General features: G+C 65.1%; 19 protein-coding genes. 9 read left to right on the plus strand and 10 right to left on the minus strand.

The annotated features are described in order from the left end of the window. Positions 1-36 precede the first annotated feature (36 nt). Positions 37-1,272, minus strand: coding sequence for a precorrin-6y C5,15-methyltransferase (decarboxylating) subunit CbiE (gene cbiE / locus FKV68_RS18100; protein ID WP_180941557.1), 1,236 nt, complete (start codon positions 1,270-1,272; stop codon positions 37-39). Between cbiE and FKV68_RS18105 the strand changes: the two genes are divergently transcribed. Next, positions 1,250-2,050 (plus strand): cobalt-precorrin-6A reductase, encoded by an 801-nt coding sequence (locus FKV68_RS18105; protein WP_180939162.1) that lies wholly within the window; start codon positions 1,250-1,252, stop codon positions 2,048-2,050. The genes cbiE and FKV68_RS18105 overlap by 23 nt on opposite strands. On the opposite strand, the gene FKV68_RS18110 is transcribed toward FKV68_RS18105, so the two are convergent. From FKV68_RS18110 to ung, 6 genes are all read right to left on the minus strand, one after another. Then, complete coding sequence (locus FKV68_RS18110; protein WP_180939163.1) at positions 2,014-2,778, minus strand: precorrin-3B C(17)-methyltransferase; 765 nt, start codon at positions 2,776-2,778, stop codon at positions 2,014-2,016. The two genes, FKV68_RS18105 and FKV68_RS18110, sit on opposite strands and share 37 nt — an antisense overlap. Then, the gene (locus tag FKV68_RS18115; protein ID WP_180939164.1) at positions 2,775-3,527 is read right to left on the minus strand and encodes a precorrin-2 C(20)-methyltransferase; all 753 of its coding nucleotides are present in this window, start codon (positions 3,525-3,527) and stop codon (positions 2,775-2,777) included. Before FKV68_RS18115 ends, FKV68_RS18110 begins: the two co-directional genes overlap by 4 nt. After that, positions 3,524-4,156 carry a precorrin-8X methylmutase gene (locus tag FKV68_RS18120; protein ID WP_180939165.1) on the minus strand — a complete coding sequence of 211 codons (633 nt, stop codon included), beginning with the start codon at positions 4,154-4,156 and terminating at the stop codon, positions 3,524-3,526. Before FKV68_RS18120 ends, FKV68_RS18115 begins: the two co-directional genes overlap by 4 nt. Positions 4,157-4,158: 2 nt before the next feature. Next, positions 4,159-5,529 (minus strand): precorrin-3B synthase, encoded by a 1,371-nt coding sequence (gene cobG / locus FKV68_RS18125; protein ID WP_180939166.1) that lies wholly within the window; start codon positions 5,527-5,529, stop codon positions 4,159-4,161. Between the two features lie 125 nt (positions 5,530-5,654). Continuing rightward, positions 5,655-6,425 (minus strand): precorrin-6A synthase (deacetylating), encoded by a 771-nt coding sequence (gene cobF, locus FKV68_RS18130; protein ID WP_180939167.1) that lies wholly within the window; start codon positions 6,423-6,425, stop codon positions 5,655-5,657. A 112-nt stretch (positions 6,426-6,537) separates the two neighbouring features. Further along, positions 6,538-7,245 (minus strand): uracil-DNA glycosylase, encoded by a 708-nt coding sequence (ung, locus tag FKV68_RS18135; protein WP_180939168.1) that lies wholly within the window; start codon positions 7,243-7,245, stop codon positions 6,538-6,540. Positions 7,246-7,440: 195 nt separating this feature from the next. Here ung and modA point away from each other — a divergent pair, with 195 nt between their 5' ends. The 3 genes from modA (at position 7,441) to modC (ending at position 10,210) form a co-directional block, all read left to right on the plus strand. After that, a complete protein-coding gene (gene modA / locus FKV68_RS18140) occupies positions 7,441-8,229 on the plus strand; it encodes a molybdate ABC transporter substrate-binding protein (RefSeq protein ID WP_180939169.1) in 789 nt (262 codons plus the stop codon). Positions 8,230-8,447: 218 nt separating this feature from the next. After that, positions 8,448-9,140, plus strand: coding sequence for a molybdate ABC transporter permease subunit (modB, locus tag FKV68_RS18145; protein WP_180941558.1), 693 nt, complete (start codon positions 8,448-8,450; stop codon positions 9,138-9,140). Further along, positions 9,137-10,210, plus strand: coding sequence for a molybdenum ABC transporter ATP-binding protein (gene modC / locus FKV68_RS18150; protein WP_180939170.1), 1,074 nt, complete (start codon positions 9,137-9,139; stop codon positions 10,208-10,210). Before modB ends, modC begins: the two co-directional genes overlap by 4 nt. An 11-nt stretch (positions 10,211-10,221) precedes the next feature. Here the strand turns inward: modC and FKV68_RS18155 are convergent, their stop codons facing one another. Together FKV68_RS18155 and FKV68_RS18160 are read right to left on the minus strand one after the other, a co-directional pair. Further along, the gene (locus FKV68_RS18155; RefSeq protein WP_180939171.1) at positions 10,222-10,614 is read right to left on the minus strand and encodes a winged helix-turn-helix domain-containing protein; all 393 of its coding nucleotides are present in this window, start codon (positions 10,612-10,614) and stop codon (positions 10,222-10,224) included. A 55-nt stretch (positions 10,615-10,669) separates the two neighbouring features. After that, positions 10,670-11,407 carry an SDR family oxidoreductase gene (locus FKV68_RS18160; protein WP_180939172.1) on the minus strand — a complete coding sequence of 246 codons (738 nt, stop codon included), beginning with the start codon at positions 11,405-11,407 and terminating at the stop codon, positions 10,670-10,672. A 326-nt stretch (positions 11,408-11,733) separates the two neighbouring features. On the opposite strand from FKV68_RS18160, the gene FKV68_RS18165 reads away from it, so the two are divergent. The 5 genes from FKV68_RS18165 (at position 11,734) to lpdA (ending at position 18,355) form a co-directional block, all read left to right on the plus strand. Then, a complete protein-coding gene (locus tag FKV68_RS18165; RefSeq protein WP_180939173.1) occupies positions 11,734-13,065 on the plus strand; it encodes an NAD(P)/FAD-dependent oxidoreductase in 1,332 nt (443 codons plus the stop codon). Between the two features lie 354 nt (positions 13,066-13,419). Beyond that, complete coding sequence (locus tag FKV68_RS18170) at positions 13,420-14,652, plus strand: 3-methyl-2-oxobutanoate dehydrogenase (2-methylpropanoyl-transferring) subunit alpha (RefSeq protein ID WP_180939174.1); 1,233 nt, start codon at positions 13,420-13,422, stop codon at positions 14,650-14,652. Position 14,653: 1 nt separating this feature from the next. Further along, the gene (locus FKV68_RS18175) at positions 14,654-15,667 is read left to right on the plus strand and encodes an alpha-ketoacid dehydrogenase subunit beta (RefSeq protein ID WP_180939175.1); all 1,014 of its coding nucleotides are present in this window, start codon (positions 14,654-14,656) and stop codon (positions 15,665-15,667) included. 2 nt (positions 15,668-15,669) lie between these two features. Next, positions 15,670-16,953 (plus strand): dihydrolipoamide acetyltransferase family protein, encoded by a 1,284-nt coding sequence (locus FKV68_RS18180; protein ID WP_180939176.1) that lies wholly within the window; start codon positions 15,670-15,672, stop codon positions 16,951-16,953. 7 nt (positions 16,954-16,960) lie between these two features. After that, on the plus strand, positions 16,961-18,355 hold the full coding sequence (gene lpdA / locus FKV68_RS18185) for a dihydrolipoyl dehydrogenase (protein WP_180939177.1): 1,395 nt from the start codon (positions 16,961-16,963) through the stop codon (positions 18,353-18,355). A 259-nt stretch (positions 18,356-18,614) separates the two neighbouring features. Here the strand turns inward: lpdA and FKV68_RS18190 are convergent, their stop codons facing one another. Beyond that, a complete protein-coding gene (locus tag FKV68_RS18190; RefSeq protein WP_180939178.1) occupies positions 18,615-19,796 on the minus strand; it encodes an acetyl-CoA C-acyltransferase in 1,182 nt (393 codons plus the stop codon). Positions 19,797-19,893: the final 97 nt, after the last annotated feature.

Consider the following 19,893-nt stretch of genomic DNA (forward strand, 5'->3'; position numbering starts at 1 on the left):
CCCTGAGAGCGGCGCAAGACCGCGCGCTGTGGTCGCTTATTCCGCCTTGACCCAGGACCATTGGGTGACCGGCATCGCCGGTCGCCAGCCGGTCATCGTTCCGACCGGTGAGGCCCGAGCGATATCGATCCGGATCAGCGAGCCGCCAAGCCGGGCATGCTGCGCGATGAGAACGGCCTCCATTTCCGTCGTCACCGCATTCGCCACCAGTCGTCCGCCAGGGCGAAGCGCAGCGATCGCGCTGTCCATCACACCGGGCTCGCTGCCGCCACCGCCGATGAAGATCACGTCGGGCGACGCAAGGCCACGAAGCGCCTCCGGCGCTCCGCCTTCGATCACCGCCAGCCCGGGCACACCGAAGCGCGCCGCATTGCGCCCGATACGCGCGGCACGCTCGGGCGAGGCCTCGATGGCGATAGCGCGCATCGCCGGGTCCGCCAGCATCCATTCGATGGCGATGGAGCCGGAACCGGCGCCGATATCCCACAACAACTCGCCCTTGCGCGGAGCCAGCGCCGACAGCGTCAAGGCACGGACCTCACGCTTGGTGATCTGGCCGTCATGCTCGAACAGGGCATCGTCGAGACCGGCGGCGAGCGGCAACACCCGCGCGGTCGCGTCGGCAACGACTTCAATCGCGCAGACGTTCAAGGAATGCAGGTCTTCGAGGGCGAAGCTCGATGCGATCTGCCGCGAGATACGTTCGCGTTCGCCACCCAGCGCTTCCAAAACGCTAAGTCGGGATTGACCGAATCCGCTATCGCAAAGCAGCGCGGAGAGCGCCTTCGGACCACATGCATCCGAAGTCAGCGCCAAAATACGGGCGCCTGGCTGCAGATGCGGCCGGATGAGATCGAGCGGGCGCCCGTGCAGCGAAACCGTCGCCACGTCCTGCAATGCCCAGCCGAGCCGTGACGCCGCTAGGCTGAAGGACGATGGTGCAGGAAGGGTGCGCATTTCGATGGCATCGATCCGGCGGGCAAGCGTGGCGCCGACGCCGAAGAGGAAGGGATCGCCGGAAGCGAGCACGACGACGGGGCTGCCCCGCCTTGCAACGATCGCCTCGACCGATTTTTCAAAGGGGTTCTGCCAGGCTTGGCACTCGCCCGTTATCAGGGAGGCCGCAAGCTCGATATGCCGGGCTCCGCCGAAGACGACCGGCGCAGTCGCAATCAGCCGCTTGGCCTCGTCGCCGAGACCCGCTACACCATCCTCACCGATACCGATGATCACCAACCAGGGGGCGACGATGGCCGAAGCGCTGTTCGACATGTCAGCCATGGACAGACCTCGCATTCTGATCCTCGGCGGCACGACCGAGGCGCGGCAACTGGCCGAGCGTCTTGCGGCCGATCCTCGCTACGATGCGGCCATCTCGCTCGCAGGCCGCACCGCCGACCCGCGCCCGCAACCACTGGCGACCCGCGTCGGCGGTTTCGGCGGCGCAGACGGGCTTGCCGCCTTCCTCAAGGCGGAGAATGTCGCGCTGCTGATCGATGCGACGCACCCCTTCGCCGCCCGCATATCTCACAATGCCGCCGCGGCGGCGGCGACGACCGGAACGCCCATTTTTGCGCTCCGCCGCCCCGCCTGGGAGCTTGAACGCGGAGACCGCTGGACGCGCGTCGAGAGCGTGGCCGAGGCCGTGTCCGCACTCGGTGGGGCGCCGCGCCGCGTTTTCCTGGCGATCGGCCGGCAGGACGCGTTCCACTTCGAGAAGGCCCCGGAACATCGGTACGTCGTTCGCAGCGTAGACCCCGTGACGCCGCCGCTCGCCCTGCCCGACGTCACCGCAATTCTTGCCTGTGGTCCTTTCGCGGAAGCGGACGAGATCGACCTCCTCGAGGAGCATGGCATCGACGTCGTCGTCGCCAAGAACAGCGGCGGCACCGCGACCTATGGCAAGATCGCCGCCGCACGCAAGCTCGGGATCGAAGTGATCATGGTCGAGCGCCACAAGCCCGCCGACGTGCCGTCGGTCGGCGATTGCGATGAGGCGCTCGAACGCATCCATCAGAGGCTTTCCCCGGTAAAGGACCGCGGCGTATAGACGAGATCGGGCTTGCCGTCGCGCGGCACGATGCGAGTTTCCGGAGAGCCGATGATCACGCAGGTCGCCATGTCGGCGCGGTTGGCATCGGCCTCGCCGAGCGGCATCACTGTGATGCGCTCATCGGGGCGGCCGGCCGCGCGGCCGAAGATCACCGGGACGTGAGGAGGCAGAACCTGCCGCAGGATGGCGAAAGCCTCTCCGAGCTGCCACGGCCTTGTCTTGCTGATCGGGTTGTAGAGCGCGATCACCAGCCCAGCCTCGGCGGCAAGCCGCAGCCTTTTCGTGATCACCTCCCAGGGTTTCAGGTTGTCGGACAGCGACATGGCGCAGAAGTCATGCCCGAGCGGCGCGCCGATCCGGGCGGCGACGGCCAGCATGGCGGTCACGCCCGGCGTGATCACCAGATCGACCTTGCGCCATTCCGCGGGGCCATTGTCGATCGCCTCGCAGACGGCGGCCGCCATGGCGAAGATGCCAGGATCGCCGCCCGAAACAACGCAGACATCGGCGCCCGCCGCCGCGCGCACGAGCGCCGCCTGGGCCCGGTCCAGTTCCTCGCGATTGTCGGAGGCGATGCGGTGCTGGTCGGCCCTGAGATCGAGACGGTCGAGATAGGGGCCATAGCCGAAGAACTCGGTCGCGGCGGAAATCGCCTCGCGTGTCTCGGGCGTCATCTGCGCCGGATTGCCGGGACCCGTGCCGACGATGAAAAGCTTGCCGGTCATCGCCTGTCCTCCCGGGGCCGGTCCGTCCATCCCGGGACGAGCACCAGTGAGAAATAGGGTGCCGCGTCGTCGGGCTTCTCGCCAAGCGGGATCATCGCGGAATCCTTCATCGTGCCGCGTTCGACATAAACGGCTGCGTCGAGCCTGCCGGCGGCGGCAAGCGCCCGGCGGATTTTCGGCAGGTTGCGGCCGACCTTCATGATCACTGCGGCCTCGGTATCGGCAAGCCGGCGCTGAAGCTCGCCCTCGCCCATCGTCCCGGGCAGAACCGAAAGGACATCATCGCCCTGGACGAGCGGCAGTCCTGCCAGCGACCAGCAGCCGGACATGGCGGTGATGCCCGGAATGACTTCGACCGGGAAGCGGCCGGCGAGCCGCACATGCAGGTGCATGTAGGACCCATAGAAGAGCGGGTCGCCTTCGCTGAGCACGGCGACCGTGCGCCCGGCGATAAGATGCGCCGCAACAGCCTCGGCGGAGGCATTGTAGAAATCGGTGATCTGGCTCTTGTAGGCGCAGTCGTCCTTGTCGATCTCGGTCGTCACCGGATAGTAGAGCGGCAGCTCGACGAGGCCCGGCTTCAGCAAGCCCTCGACCACCGCACGACCATTGCCGTTGCGCCCCGCCTTGGCGAAATAAGCGACGACATCCGCCTCGCCGAGCGCCCGCACCGCCTTCACCGTCAGGAGCTCGGGATCACCCGGACCGGTGCCGACGCCGATCAATCTGCCCATCTCGACCGCGCTCACAGGCCCGGCCTCGCGAGTGAGTTGAGCGCCGCGGCCGTCATTGCGCTGCCGCCAAGACGGCCGCGCACGATCGCGAAGGGGACGCCATACGAGTTTTCGGCAAGCGCGTCCTTCGATTCCGCCGCGCCGACGAAGCCGACCGGCATGCCGAGGATCGCCGCCGGCTTCGGCGCGCCGTCACGCAGCATTTCGAGCAGGTAGAAAAGCGCTGTCGGCGCGTTGCCGATCGCAACGACGGAGCCGGCCATCCGTTCGCCCCAGAGTTTCAGCGCGGCCGCAGAGCGCGTATTGCCGATCTCGGCCGCGAGCGCGACCGTTCGCGGATCGCGAAGCGCGCAGATGACGTCGTTGCCCGCCGGCAGCCGCGCGCGCGTCACGCCATGCGCCACCATTTCCGCGTCGCAGAAGATCGGTGCGCCGTTCTTCAGCGCGGTGCGCGCTGCGGAGACGAAGTCCGGCGAGAAGACGAATTGGCGTGCGGCCTCGACCGAGCCGCAGGCATGCACCATGCGCACGGCGAGATCGGCTTCCTCCTCGGAAAAGCCGGAAAGATCGGCCTCCGCCCGGATGATCGCAAAGGAACGCTCATAGATGGCGTTGCCATCGCGAATATAGTCGTAGTCCGGCATTTCTATCCCTGTTCAAACGCGGCGGCGATGCGCGCGGCCCCGAGCCGTGTAAGACAGGACCGCGCCGATTCGCCAGCGTCTTTGTTTTCCTTGACCAGCGCACCGAGATGCGCGAACGCGGATTTTATTCCATTCGCATCCGTGTAGGCGCTCGGCGCGACGGAAGCAGTACCATTTACGACAAGCGCATATCCTGATGGCGCACCGACAAGCGTCAGCTCCGCAGATGATGGTCGCGCGCATCCCTTGGGACAGCCGGAGAGATGCACGGTCAACGAACCGTCGAGCAGTTCGGGCGCGGCATCGACCATGACCCGTGCCACGGCTTTGGTTTCCATCAGTGCGGATGCGCAGGCTCCCGTGCCGGCGCAGGTGGCGATATGGTTGCGCGGATCGTCCGGGGCGATGCGAAAGCCCAACGAGAACGCGAGGCCTTGCATTATCGCAGCGGTTTCATGATCGAGTCCGAGCACGAACAGCCCGTGTCCCGGCGCAAGCCGGATCTCAGCCGCACCCAGTTCCTCGGCCTTGTGCAGGAGAGCCGTCAGGCTGGCCGCATCGGCCTGGGCGTAGGCGAAGCCCACGCCAAGCACGGTGGCGCCGTCGGCAAGCGTGTGCAGCCCGGCAACCGGCACGGCCGGTTCCATCGCCAGGATCGACGTCGCCGGCGAATACGCTCCGCCGGCCAATTCGTTTTCCACCACCGCCGCATCGAGATCACGGCCACGCGCGGCATCACCCATGGCGGCAAGCCTGCGGAGAACGGCAAGCAGGCCGGAAACGGCTTCGTGCCCATCGAGCAGTGCGACCGGCTGCGCCGTGCCCGCCGTGCCGCCTAGCGAAAGCAGCCAGGCCACGTCGTCATCCGTTTTCACCGCCTTCAAACGCAGGTCGGCAACGATGTTGTCGAGATGAAAGCGGCCGCCGCCGTCGATGATGATCGAGAGCTTCGGCGCGAGCTTGAGAGGCGGATCGAGCGCGGCGATCGCTTCGCGCAGCGCCAGCGCCAGCGGACGGGGATCGGCGATCTCGTCCGTATCGATCCCCGCAAGTGGCGGCATTTCAATCGCGACGCCGTCGGCGACCACAATGCCTGCTTCGCCGATTGCGGATGCGAGGCCGTCGACGTTTGCTGCTGTCAGGCCCCGGACCTGCAGGTTGCCCCGCGCCGTCACTTCCAGGATGCCATTGCCGAACTGCTCCGCGGCGACCGCAAGCGCCCGCAGTTCCGCTGGTGTCAAGCGGCCGGTCGCGGGCCGCAGCCGGACCAGCAATCCGTCGCCGGTCTGCATCGGCTTCGCAAGCGACGGACAAGCGCCCCGCCGCATGGATGCGTCGGCCCCGTCTGATCTGGGCGTGGCACAGCTTGTCATTGCTTTGGTCGATCCTCCCGGCACCAGGTAAGGGTCCCCGCCGCTCTCGATGGACGCTATATCACAGGTGCGCGCTTTGAGAGAGATCAAAGAGCAAGCGAGATCGCTGTCGCGCCCGCGGTGATTTACTCGTCGAAATCGGCGCCTTTGCGCAGCAGGTAGATATCCATGATCCAGCCGATGCGCTGCCGCGCCGCGGCCCGCACCCTGAGGATCTCCTCCTTCACGTCCGCGAGACGGCCGGAGATGATGATCTCGTCCGGCGTGCCAAGATAGGCGCCCCAGTAGATGGCGGCGTCCGGATCGTCGATCTTCTCGAACGCCTGCTCCCCGTCGAGCATGACCACCGCCGTTTGGCTCTTGTCCGGAAAACTTTCGGCCAGCCGCCTGCCGGTGGTGATCTCGACCGGCTTGCCGACGAGATTGAGCGGGATGCGGTGGCTGGCGCAGAGCGCCTGAAGGCTGGTTATACCGGGAACGACTTCGAAATCGAAAGCCACATGGCCTCGCGCTTTTACGCGATCCACAATGCGGATCGTGCTGTCGTAAAGCATCGGGTCGCCCCAGACCAGGAAGGCACCGGTCTGGCCTTCGGCGAGCTCGCCGAGCAGCAGTGCCTCATGGATCGCGGCAATGCTTCCGTGCCAGTCGTCGACGCTGCCGCTATAGCTCCGCCCCTCGGTCTGGCGCACCGGCACGGCGAACTCGACCGTGCGGCTGTCGCTTCTCGTCACGTAGCGCGCGCATATTTCGCGGCGGACCTCGGCAAGCTCGGTCTTCTTCGCCCCCTTGGTCGGGATGAACAGCACGTCGGCCTTGTTGAGGGCGTTGATTGCCTGAATGGTCACGTGTTCGGGATTGCCCGCACCGATGCCGATAATCAGGATATGCCGCATCTTCTTCCGCCTCACGTTGGTCGTGGGGCAGTCTTTCGCCGAAAGGAGGCAGCGGCGCAAGGTTTGTCAGCGACAGGCGCCGGCGGGACCGCGTCAGTCCGAGCGATTGAGCTCACAGACCGTCGACAAGCTCCGGGGTTTCCGGCAACCGCCAGTCAATCGGATCGAAGCCCTTGGAGACGAGGAAATCATTCGCCTTCGAGAAATGTCGGCAACCGAGAAAGCCCGAATGTGCGGAGAGCGGAGAAGGGTGCGCTGCCTTCAGCACGAGATGCCGCGATTGATCGACAAAGGCGGCCTTTCTTTGCGCGTAGGAGCCCCATAGCATGAAGACAACCGGTTGCTGCTGCTCGTTGATCACCCGGATGACGGCGTCGGTGAAACGCTCCCAGCCGCGCCCCTGGTGCGAGGCCGCCCGTCCCCGTTCGACCGTCAACACGCTGTTCAGGAGCAGCACGCCCTGGCGTGCCCAGCTCTCCAGGAAGCCGTGGCGGGCGGGCGGTATGCCGAGATCGTCCCGGAGCTCCTTGTAGATATTGACGAGCGACGGTGGCGTGCGCACGCCTGGCCGCACGCTGAAGCAAAGCCCGTGCGCCTGCCCGTCGCCGTGGTAGGGATCCTGGCCGAGGATGACGACACGCACCTTGTCGAGCGGCGTCAAATCGAGCGCGCGAAAATATTCGCTGCCCCTCGGGAAGATCTGCCGCCCCTCGTTCTTTTCCCCAAGCAGGAAGCGCTTGAGTTCGCCCATGTAGGCGCTTGAGAATTCCGGGGCCAATGCGGTCTTCCAGGTTTCCTCGAGCCTGATCGTCGGTTCCATATCCAGCCTCATTTCGCGTCGGCCAGAAATTTAAGCCGCTGAGCGGGCGCTGCAACTCGTCCCCCACGGATTTCGTTGTTGCATTCACCGTTCTGATTAGGCGGCTCGAAGAGCATTGTATTTCTCAAAATATAACGCTAACCAGTAGAGCAAATCGTTATATCCTTGGAAATATCACGACCGATGGAGGCACGAATGCAGAGGGGAAGAAGACACTGGCTCAAGGGACTGGTGCTGGTCTTGGGCATGGCCCTGACGGCCACGGCACCCGGTCCAGCGCAAGCGGCTGAAAAGGTAACCGTTTTCGCGGCGGCGAGCCTGAAGAACGCGCTCGACGCGATCAACGCCGAGTGGACCAAGCAAAGCGGTGGGCAAGCGACCGCTTCCTACGCCGCAAGCTCGGCCCTTGCGAAGCAGATCGAACAAGGCGCGCCCGCAGACGTCTTCATCTCTGCCGACCTTGCCTGGATGGACTACCTCGCCGACAAGAAGCTGATCAAAACAGACACGCGCTCTAACCTGCTCGGCAACCGCCTCGTCCTCGTTTCCGCAAAGCCGGATTCGACAGCCGTCGATATCAAACCCGGTTTTGATCTCGCTGCTCTCATCGGCGACGCCCGCCTGGCGATGGGCGCCGTCGACTCGGTTCCGGCCGGCAAATACGGCAAGGCGGCACTGGAGAAGCTCGGGATCTGGCCGGCGGTCGAACAGAAGGTGGCGGGCGCGGAAAGCGTGCGGGCGGCACTTCTCCTGGTGTCGCGTGGCGAGGCGCCCTATGGCATCGTCTACCAGACCGATGCGGTCGCCGATCCGGGCGTCAAGGTGGTGGGCACGTTCCCGGAGGACAGTCATCCGCCGATCACCTACCCGATTGCTATTACGGCCGACAGCAAGAGTGCCGACGCGGCCGCCTACATCGCGTTTGTCAGGTCGGCCAAGGCGGCAGCGCTCTTTGAGGCGCAGGGCTTCACGGTGCTCAAATAAGCCGGCGCGACACCGGTCCGCGGACGCGTGAGTGCCTGCTGAAATCATTATCGATTTATGGATAAGATCGAGTGGGCGTTCAGAGCGGGATGAGGAAAAGTGTCTGCGGTTTTCCGCTCGCATCCCGCTCTAACTTATTAGAATCGATTTCCGCGCCGCGGGTCAGACGGACCTGCGACGGAGGATTTGAGTGCGGAGGAAATTGGCGCTTGGAATGGATGGCATTGAGCGACGCCGAGTGGACGGCGGTCCGGCTGAGCCTGCGCGTGGCGACCGTCGCGATGCTGGGCAGTCTGCCGCTGGCACTGCTCGCTGCCATGGTGTTTGCGCGTGGGCGCTTCTGGGGCAAGTCGATCCTGAACGGCCTCGTGCATATGCCGCTTGTCCTGCCACCGGTGGTCACGGGCTTCGTGCTGCTGCTTCTTTTCGGTCGCCGCGGACCGATCGGCGCCTTCCTTGCCGAGAATTTCGGCATCGTCTTCTCCTTCCGCTGGACGGGTGCCGCGCTTGCCTGTGCGGTCATGGGTTTTCCCTTGATGGTGCGCAGCATCCGGCTGTCGATCGAGGCGGTCGACCGCAAGCTCGAGGACGCTGCCGCCACGCTTGGGGCCGGACCGGCATGGGTCTTCCTGACGGTCACGTTGCCGCTGATCCTTCCCGGCATCATCGCGGGTATGATCCTCTCCTTCGCCAAGGCGATGGGTGAGTTCGGGGCGACGATCACCTTCGTTTCCAACATTCCGGGCGAGACGCAGACGCTTTCCTCGGCGATCTACACCTTTACGCAAGTTCCGGGCGGCGATGCCGGGGCGATGCGCCTTGCCGTCATCTCGGTCTTCATTTCGATGGCGGCATTGATGCTGTCGGAGGTTTTCGCCGCACTCGCGGCGAAACGGTCGGTGGCGGCATGACTCTTGAGGTCGAAGCCAGTCACCGGATCGGTGCCTTCACGATCGACGCCGCGTTCACGTCCGACGGCAGCGTGACGGCGCTGTTCGGCCGCTCGGGATCGGGCAAGACGTCGCTGATCAACATCATCGCGGGACTTCTCCGTCCCGATGTCGGCAGGATCGTGCTCGACGGCGACGTGATTGCAGACAGCAGGAAGCGGATATTCACGCCGATCCACCGCCGTCGCTTCGGTTATGTCTTCCAGGAAGCGCGGCTTTTTCCGCACCTGAGCGTTCACAGGAACCTTGCCTATGGACGCTGGTTCGCCGGTGCGCAAAAGTCCGCCTCGGAATTCGGGCGGATCGTTGAAATGCTCGGCATCGGTCATCTGCTCGACCGTCGCCCCTCGACGCTCTCTGGTGGAGAACGCCAGCGCGTCGCCGTTGGCCGTGCGCTGCTCGCCTCTCCCCGCCTCTTGCTGATGGACGAGCCGCTCGCCGCGCTCGACGAGGCGCGAAAAGCAGAGATTCTCCCCTATCTGGAGCGGCTTCGCGACGAGACCAGAATTCCGATTGTCTATGTGAGCCACTCGGTCGCGGAGGTCGCGCGGCTGGCGGAGCGCGTCATCGTGATCGAGAACGGTCGGGTCAAGGCATCGGGCGACGCGGCCGTCATCTTGAGCCAGCCGGCAGCGGTGCACGCGATGGATTGGCGGGAGGCCGGCGCGCTGCTCGAGGGCGTGGTCGACAGCCACGACAGCGCGCACAATCTAACGGTCGTACGGGCGGGACAATGTCTCGTGCGCGTGCCGCAACTCTTTGTTCCGCCGGGTCACAGCGTTCGCCTGCACATCGCGGCGCGCGATGTGATGCTGGCCACTGCGCGTCCCGAAGGCATCAGCGCGCTCAACGTGTTCGAAGGAACGGTCATCGATCTTTCTCCCGATGAAAAAGGCAGCATCGACGTTCGCCTGCAGTGCGGCGGCAATGTCATTCTGGCCCGCATCACCGCCCTGTCGCGCGACGCACTCCAGCTTGCACCCGCGAAATCCGTCCACGCGATCATCAAGACCGTGGCGCTCGACCACTAAGCGTGGCGTGGTCACTCGTGCCGAGTCGCTGTCTCCATGGAAACAGCCGGTCGATCACGAACGGCCTCAAGCCAGTCGAGATCGTCATTGATTGCGGCGCAAGCCTTGGCCTCCATCGCCCGGAAGCGCTGGATCAGCATCTCGCCGAAAGCGGTGACAGCGGCACCGCCGCCCTGCTTGCCGCCGCGCTGCGATTCCACCGAAGGCTCCTTGAACATCCGGTTCAAGGCATCGACGAGCAGCCAGGCGCGCCGATAGGACATATCCATCGCGCGTCCTGCAGCGGAAATCGAGCCGGTTTCGCGGATGAGCTCCAGGAGCATGATCTTGCCGCGCCCAAGGCGATCGCCGGGCGGAAAGTCGATGCGCAGGACCGGGCGGAGTTTGTTGTCTTCGTCACGCATGCGGCGAGCATAGAGTCTCGGCCGAACCTCTGGAAGTCGGCCTGTGCTCAACCTTTCAGAGGGTCATGCCGCCGTCGATCACATGCACCTGGCCGGTCGTATAGGCAGATATATCGCTGCCGAGATAGACGGCGAGCGCCGCGATCTCCTCGGGCGTGCCGAGGCGCCCCATTGGCTGGCGTGCGATGAAGGCGGCGCGCGCCTGCTCGTAGTTGCCCTGCGCCCGCATCCGTTCCTCCAGCGACGGCGATTGCACCGTACCCGGCGCGATGGCGTTGCAGCGGATGCCCTTGCCGATAAAATCGACTGCGACCGACTTGGTAAGGCCGACGACCGCCGCCTTGCTCGCCGAATAGACGAAGCGGTTCGGGACGCCCTTCGGCGCTCCGGCGACCGACGACATGTTGATGATCGAGCCGTCGCCCTTTTCGATCATGCCGGGCAGAAAGGCGCGGATCATCCGGAACATCGATTTCACATTGAGGTCGAAGGCGAAGTCGTAGTCCTTTTCGCTCGCTTCAAGGATCGTGCCGGCATGGACGAAACCGGCGCAATTGAAGAGAACGTCGACAGCGCCGGTACGCGCTGCAAACTCGGCGATCGCCTGTTCGCTCAAGACGTCGAGCTTCGCCACCTCGATCCCCTGCGCCGCGAGTTCGGCAAGCTTTTCCTCATTAATGTCGGTCGCGACGACCGAGGCGCCCTCGCGCTTGAAGGCCTCGGCCGCCGCACGGCCGATACCTTGCGCCGCCGCCGTGATCACCGCCCGCTTGCCCGTCAGAAGTCCGCCCATGTTTTTTCCATCCATGCTTTAGCTCGCGGGCCTACGGCCCATTCCATGCCCGCCAGGAGACATCGAGGCCTGCTGATCTGTCAAGCGACCGATCGTCTCTTTATCGGAAAAAGACAGAAGGATCCTGCATCAGTTCAAGGGGGCGAAGGCCCCGAACTGATGTGGCAATTGCGCATCGTAGCCGGCGAATTGGTCGTACGGCCTTGATCGGGCGCGAGGAACGGTGCAGCGATTGCCAGAGCGGGATGAGGAAAAGCGTGCGCGGCTTTCCGCCCGCATCCCGCTCTTGCCTATTAGAGTCGATCACCCATACCCAAGAGGCACCCATGCCCGGTCCCGTTCTCGATTCTGTCACCACCGACGATTCGCTACCTCCGAAAGCCGAGGTCGTCATTATCGGCGGCGGCATCATCGGGGTCAGCACCGCGCTCTTCCTCGCCGAACGCGGCGTTCAAGTCGTGCTCTGCGAGAAAGGCGCGCTCGGCGGCGAACAATCGAGCCGCAACTGGGGTTGGGTGCGCGTCATGGGTCGCGACCGCCGGGAAATCCCGCTTGCTATGGCGGCACTGAAAATCTGGGACACGCTCGATGCGCGCGTCGGCGGCGAAACCGGATTTCGCCGCAGCGGCATTCTGTATGTTTCGGAGAGCGAACAGGATATCGCCAATCGCGATGCCTGGCTGGCGCACGCCAGGCAGCACGGCGTCGACAGCCGCCAGATCGGCCCGGAGGAAACGCAGTCCAGGATGTCGGGAGCGACCACCCGCTACAAAGGCGCGCTCTTTACGCCGAGCGACGGGCGGGCCGAGCCGCAGAAGGCGGTGCCGGCAATTGCCGCGGGCGCCAGTCGCGCCGGGGCGCATATCGTCACGGGCTGCGCCGTGCGCGGGATAGAGAGAAGCGCTGGCCGGATCAGTGCCGTGATCACGGAAAAGGGCCGAATCGAAGCCGCGGCCGTCGTCCTTGCCGGCGGTGCCTGGTCGCGGCTCTTCTGCAAGGGACTCGGAATCCGGCTACCGCAGCTGAAGGTGCGCAACACCGTGCTCAGAACGACGCCGGTTGACGGTGGACCCGAGGGCGCCGGCGCGACGGCGACCTATGCCTATCGAAAGCGGCTCGACGGCGGCTTTACCATCGCCGACGGCGGCGCCAACCTGCATCCGGTCGTCCCGGACAGTTTCGCTTTCTTCCGTGATTTTCAGCCTGCGCGAAAGGCTGAGGGCGAGGCTGTGCAGGTCGGCTTGAGCGCGCAGAGCTGGCGCGAACTCTTCGAGATCGCATCCGTTCCGCTCGACCGTCCGGGCGCCTTCGAACGCCATCGAATTCTAGATCCCCGGCCCGATCCGCGCTCCGCGTTAAGGGCGTTCGAGGCGGCAAGACAGGTCTTCCCGGCGCTGCGACAGACCGCGCCGCTGCAGATCTGGGCCGGCCTCATCGACGTGACGCCCGATGCCGTGCCGATCATTTCCTATGCTGAAAACGTCCCCGGGCTGACGATCGCGACCGGATTTTCCGGCCATGGCTTCGGTATCGGCCCCGGCGCTGGTCACCTGGTCGCCGATCTGGTCACGGGAGACCAACCGATCGTCGATCCGGCGAATTTCCGACTCTCGCGCTTCTCCGATGGCACGCCGCTCGAGATCGCGCCGCCGGTCTGAACACGCGGCTTCGAGCGTCGATCCCCGAACCGGCCGCGCAAGAAAATTTCTCGCAACGGTCGCTGCTGCCTGTTTCCCGCCGCGCACCCAAGACCCAATGGCAGTATTCTGTCTTTCTTCAGACGGCGGCCGGCCGAGACCGCGAAAACCCTTCATCTCCCCCTGAACTCATGGCAGTCTGTCAGCATGTATCCCCTTGGGAGAACGGGGATCGAGACGGCAAATCGGCGTTGGGCGGAGGAGTAAGCCACGGCGCGAGATCGTTGCCGTCACATGCCATGAGACCGGCAACGCCGTTCTCCCGAAGCATGATTTGCGTGCGATGCGCAATCCGGAAGGGAGGCCGGAACCCGCATGAGCGACCTCGACCGTTTGAGTTTGCATGTCCCCGAACCGGCCGTTCGGCCGGGCGGTCAGCCCGATTTCTCCAACGTCAAGATACCGAAGGCCGGTTCCGTTCCGCGCCCGGAGGTGGACGTCGCCCCGGAAGACATCAGGGACCTCGCCTTTTCCATCATCCGCGTGCTGAACCGCGATGGCGAAGCCGTCGGGCCCTGGGCCGGGCTCCTCTCCGATGCCGAGCTATTGGCCGGCCTCCGGCACATGATGATGCTGCGCGCCTTCGACGCGCGCATGCTGATGGCGCAGCGTCAGGGCAAGACGTCCTTCTATATGCAGCATCTCGGCGAGGAGGCGGTAAGCTGCGCCTTCCGCAGAGCCCTCCGCAAGGGCGACATGAATTTCCCGACCTATCGACAGGCCGGTCTTCTCATCGCCGACGACTACCCGATGGTCGAGATGATGAATCAGATCTTCTCGAACGAGAGCGACCCGTGCCACGGACGCCAGCTACCGGTGATGTACACCTCCAAGGAGCACGGCTTCTTCACGATTTCCGGCAATCTCGCCACCCAATATGTCCAGGCGGTCGGCTGGGCCATGGCCTCGGCGATCAAGAACGATACGCGCATTGCTGCCGGCTGGATCGGTGACGGCTCGACGGCGGAGTCGGACTTCCATTCCGCACTGGTCTTTGCATCGACTTACCGGGCGCCCGTCATCCTCAACATCGTCAACAATCAATGGGCGATCTCGACCTTCCAGGGCATCGCCCGCGGTGGCTCGGGTACCTTTGCGGCCCGCGGCTTGGGCTTCGGCATCCCGGCGCTGCGCGTCGACGGCAACGACTATCTCGCCGTCTACGCGGTCGCGCGCTGGGCGGCGGAGCGGGCGCGACGCAATCTCGGTCCGACGCTGATCGAATATGTGACCTATCGCGTCGGCGCGCACTCCACCTCCGACGACCCGAGCGCCTATCGCCCCAAGACCGAATCGGAGGCCTGGCCGCTCGGCGATCCTGTCTTGAGATTGAAGAAGCACCTGATCGTCCGGGGCGCGTGGTCGGAAGAGCGCCACGCCCAGGCGGAAGCCGAAATCATGGACGAGGTGATCCAGGCGCAGAAAAAGGCGGAAATCCACGGCACGCTGCATGCCGGCGGCAAGCCATCCGTACGAGATATTTTCGAGGGTGTTTACGCCGAGATGCCGCCGCACATCCGCCGCCAGCGGCAGAAGGCAGGGTACTGACATGGCCAGGATGACAATGATCGAGGCGGTGCGCAGCGCCATGGACGTCTCGATGGGGCGCGACGAGAACGTCGTCGTCTTCGGCGAGGACGTCGGTTATTTCGGCGGCGTTTTCCGCTGCACGCAAGGGCTTCAGGCAAAGTACGGCAAGACCCGCTGCTTCGACGCGCCGATCAGCGAATCCGGCATCGTCGGCACTGCCATCGGCATGGCCGCCTACGGGCTGAAGCCCTGCGTCGAAATCCAGTTCGCCGACTACATGTATCCGGCCTACGACCAGATTACCCAGGAGGCCGCGCGCATTCGCTACCGCTCGAACGGCGACTTCACTTGCCCGATCGTCCTGCGCATGCCGACCGGCGGAGGCATCTTCGGCGGCCAGACCCACAGCCAGAGCCCTGAAGCTCTCTTCACCCATGTCTGCGGCCTGAAGGTCATCGTTCCGTCCAACCCTTACGACGCCAAGGGGCTCCTGATTTCGGCGATCGAGGATCCCGATCCGGTGATGTTCCTGGAGCCGAAGCGGCTCTACAACGGCCCATTCGACGGCCACCACGAACGCCCGGTGACGCCCTGGTCGAAGCATGAGCTCGGCGACGTCCCGGAAGGCCACTATACGATCCCGATCGGCAAGGCCGAAATCCGCCGCAAGGGCTCGGCCGTGACGGTGGTCGCCTATGGCACCATGGTGCATGTCGCGCTCGCTGCCGCCGAAGAAACCGGGATCGATGCGGAAGTGATCGACCTGCGCAGCCTGCTGCCGCTCGATCTCGATACGATCGTGCAGTCAGTGACGAAGACGGGACGCTGCGTCGTCGTGCACGAGGCGACGCTGACCTCCGGCTTTGGCGCTGAGCTCGTGTCTCTCGTTCAGGAACATTGCTTCTATCATCTGGAGGCGCCCGTGGTCCGGGTGACCGGCTGGGATACACCCTACCCGCACGCACAGGAATGGGACTATTTCCCCGGCCCCGCGCGCGTCGGCCGCGCGCTCACCGAAGTGATGGAGGCCTGACGATGGGCGAGTTTATCCTGAAAATGCCCGATGTCGGCGAAGGTGTGGCCGAGGCCGAGCTTGTCGAATGGCATGTGAAACCCGGCGACCCGGTGCGCGAGGATATGGTGCTCGCCGCGGTCATGACCGACAAGGCGACCGTCGAGATCCCTTCGCCAGTGTCCGGCAAGGTGCTGTGGCTCGGAGCGGAAGTCGGCGACACTGTCGCCGTGAAGGCGCCACTCGTCAGGATCGAGACCGCCGCTGCAACCGGCGAGCCCCCGCCGGACAGCATCCCGGAGGCGCTTGCCGAAGAGGTGCTCGAAGAGCCCGTGGCCGTCTCTGCCCCGCCGGCGCCGAAAGCGCCGCCGAAGCCCGAGAGGATTGAGACAGGGCCAGCGCCGACCGGCGCGCCTCCGGCACGCGACATGTCGAAGAAACCGCTCGCCTCGCCGGCCGTGCGGCTCCGCGCGAAGGACAGCGGTATCGACCTCCGCCAGGTAACCGGGACAGGACCGGCTGGCAGGATCACCCATGACGATCTCGACCTTTTCCTCAGCCGCGGCGCCCAGCCGGCGCCGGCGATCACAGGTCTCGTCCGCAAGACGGCGGTGGAGGAGATCAAGGTCACCGGGCTCAGGCGTCGCATCGCCGAGAAGATGACGCTGTCCACCTCGCGCATTCCCCACATCACCTATGTGGAGGAAATGGACATGACCGCGCTTGAAGACCTGCGCGCGATGATGAACCGCGACCGCAAGCCCGATCAGCCGAAGCTGACGGTCCTGCCGTTCCTGATGCGGGCGCTCGTCAAGACCATCGCCGAGCAGCCGGGCGTCAACGCGACCTTCGACGATGGCGCCGGCATCATTCACCGGCATGCCGCCGTTCATATCGGCATCGCCACCCAGACCCCCGCCGGCCTGACCGTTCCGGTCGTGCGCCACGCCGAAGCGCGCGGGATCTGGGACTGCGCTGCAGAGCTGAACAGGCTGGCGGACGCCGCCCGCACCGGGACCGCGACCCGCGACGAGCTGACCGGTTCGACCATTACCATCAGTTCGCTCGGCGCACTTGGCGGCATCGCCTCGACGCCGGTCATCAATCACCCGGAGGTGGCGATCGTCGGGGTCAACAAGATCGCCATCCGTCCGGTTTGGGACGGGACGCAATTCGTACCGCGCAAGATCATGAACCTCTCATCGAGTTTCGATCACCGCGTCATAGACGGCTGGGACGCCGCGACCTTCGTCCAGCGGCTGAAGACGCTGCTCGAAACGCCAGCGCTGATTTTCGTTGAAGGATGATGCGATCATGAAGGAAATCTCCTGCAAGCTTCTGGTGCTTGGTGCCGGTCCCGGCGGCTATGTCTGCGCCATCCGTGCGGGCCAGCTCGGTGTCGACACCGTGATCGTCGAAAAGGCGAAGGCCGGCGGCACCTGCCTCAATGTCGGTTGCATCCCCTCGAAGGCGCTGATCCACGCAGCGGAGGAGTTTCACAAGCTCCGTGCCGCGGCATCCGGCAAGAGCCCGCTTGGACTTTCGCTGAGTGCGCCGGCGATCGACCTCGCGCGCACCGTCGCCTGGAAGGACGGCATCGTCGGGCGGCTGAACGGCGGCGTGACGGGCCTGCTGAAGAAGGCCGGCGTCAAGGCCGTGGTCGGCGAGGCTCGCTTCGTCGACGGCAAGACCGTGGACGTCGAGACCGAGACCGGCCTGCAGCGTATTCGCGCCGAGGCGATCGTCATCGCCACCGGCTCGGCACCGGTCGAACTTCCAGACCTGCCCTTCGGCGACAACGTTATCTCCTCGACCGGAGCGCTGGCGCTTAAAACGGTTCCTGAGACGCTGGCCGTGATCGGCGGCGGCTATATCGGCCTCGAACTCGGCACCGCCTTCGCCAAAATCGGTTCGAAGGTCACCGTGCTCGAAGCCATGGACCGTATCTTGCCGCAATATGACGCCGATCTTTCGAAGCCGGTGATGAAGCGCCTCGGCGAACTCGGCATCGATGTTTTCACGCGTACCGCCGCCAAACGCCTCTCGGCCGATGGCCGCGGTCTGCTTGCGGAAGAAAGCGGCCGCCCCTTCGAGGTCGCCGCCGAGAAGATCCTCGTGACCGTCGGCCGCAGACCCGTCACGGAAGGGTGGGGCATCGAGGAGATCGACCTCGATCGCGCCGGGAAATTCATCCGCATCGACGACCAGTGCCGCACCTCGATGCGCGGCATCTATGCGATCGGCGACGTCACCGGCGAACCGATGCTCGCACATCGCGCCATGGCGCAGGGCGAGATGGTTGCCGAGATCGTTGCCGGGCGTAAGCGGAGCTGGGACAAGCATTGCATCCCGGCCGTCTGCTTCACCGACCCGGAGATCGTCAGCGCCGGCCTTGCGCCGGACGAGGCGCGCGCGACCGGCGTCGAAATCAAGATCGGCCAGTTTCCGTTCCAGGCGAACGGCCGCGCCATGACGACGCTTTCCGAAGACGGTTTCGTCCGCGTCGTCGCGCGTGCCGACAATCATCTCGTGCTCGGCATCCACGCGGTCGGCCACGGCGTCTCGGAGCTCTCGGCGACCTTCGCGCTGGCGATCGAAATGGGCGCACGGCTCGAGGACATCGGCGGTACCATCCATGCGCATCCGACCCAGTCGGAAGCCTTCCAGGAGGCAGCCTTCAAGGCGCTGGGGCACGCGCTGCATATTTAAGAGGCGATAAGCGTCCTCGCAGGGAGGGACGGCCGCCCCTCATCCCGCTGCCGCGACCTTCTCCCCGCAAGCGGGGAGAAGGGGCAAGCCGTGTCCACTCATTTCCCATCACCGCCTACTTTTGAAGCTGGGGCGCGGGCCGGAATGTCAATTGCAGCATGGTAGGGCCAACGATCGAGTCGCGACCTCGTCCCCTCTTCCCGCCTGCGGGGAGAGGGCTAGTCCTCGGGTTAAACCCGAGGAGAGGGGGCAAACTCCCCTACTGCAGCAGTTCCAGCCCGACCGCCGTTGCCTCGCCGCCGCCGATGCAGAGCGAGGCGATGCCGCGTTTGACCCCGTTCGCCCGCATTGCATTCAGCAGCGTCACGACGATACGGGCGCCCGAAGCGCCGATCGGGTGGCCGAGCGCGCAGGCGCCGCCATGGATGTTGACGATCTCGTCGGAGAGACCGAGATCACGGATCGCCGCCATGGCGACGATCGCAAAGGCTTCGTTGATCTCGTAGAGACCGACGCTGCCCCTCTCCCAATTGAGCTTGTCGATGAGCTTCTCGATGGCGCCAATCGGCGCTGTGGTAAACCAGGCAGGCTCCTGGGCATGGCCGGCATGTCCGGCAACAATCGCGAGCGGTGTGAGTCCTCTCCGTTCCGCTTCGCTCGCGCGCATCAGGATCAGGGCGGCGGCGCCGTCGGAGATGGAGGAGGAATTGGCAGCCGTGACGCTGCCGCCGTCGCGGAAGGCAGGTTTCAGCTTCGGTATCTTTGCCGGATCAGCCTTCATCGGCTGCTCGTCGCGGTCGAGATTGGCGTTCCCGCGTTTGCCGCCATCGACGACCGCCACAAGTTCGCCGGCAAAGGACTTGTCCTCTGCCGCCTTCAGCGCCCTTTCGAGAGAACGCAGCGCGAAGGCGTCCTGATCGGCCCGCGAGAATTGGTAATGCTGGGCCGTATCCTCGGCATAGGTGCCCATCAACCGACCGGAATAGGCGTCCTCCAGCCCGTCGAGGAACATGTGATCCTTGACCTCACCGTGGCCGAGCCGGAAACCGCCGCGGGCCTTGGGCAGCAGATAGGGGGCGTTGGTCATCGACTCCATGCCGCCGGCGGCGATCACCGACGCGCTGCCGGAGAGAAGCGCATCATGTCCGAGCATCAGCGCCTTCATGCCCGAGCCGCAGACCTTGGAAACCGTGGTCGAGGGCGTTTCCTTTCCGAGGCCGGCGCCAAGCGCGGCCTGTCGAGCGGGATTCTGGCCGATGCCGGCCGGCAAGACATTGCCCATCAGGACTTCGTCGACCGCATCGATACTGGCGCGCTCAAGCGCCGCCTTCAGCGCGACGGCGCCGAGCTCCGGTGCTGTCAGGTCCTTCAGTCCTCCCTGAAAGGCACCCATCGGCGTGCGCGCCGCCGAAACGATGACGACCGGATCGCGATTGCTCATTGTAGTCCTCCTCACAGGAACCGTGCGGTCCTCAGCCCTCATCCCGCTGCCGCGACCGTCTCCCCGCTCGCGGGGAGACGGAATGCGCCGCCCGTGC

Source organism: Sinorhizobium mexicanum (assembly GCF_013488225.1).
GTDB classification, from domain to species: domain Bacteria; phylum Pseudomonadota; class Alphaproteobacteria; order Rhizobiales; family Rhizobiaceae; genus Sinorhizobium; species Sinorhizobium mexicanum.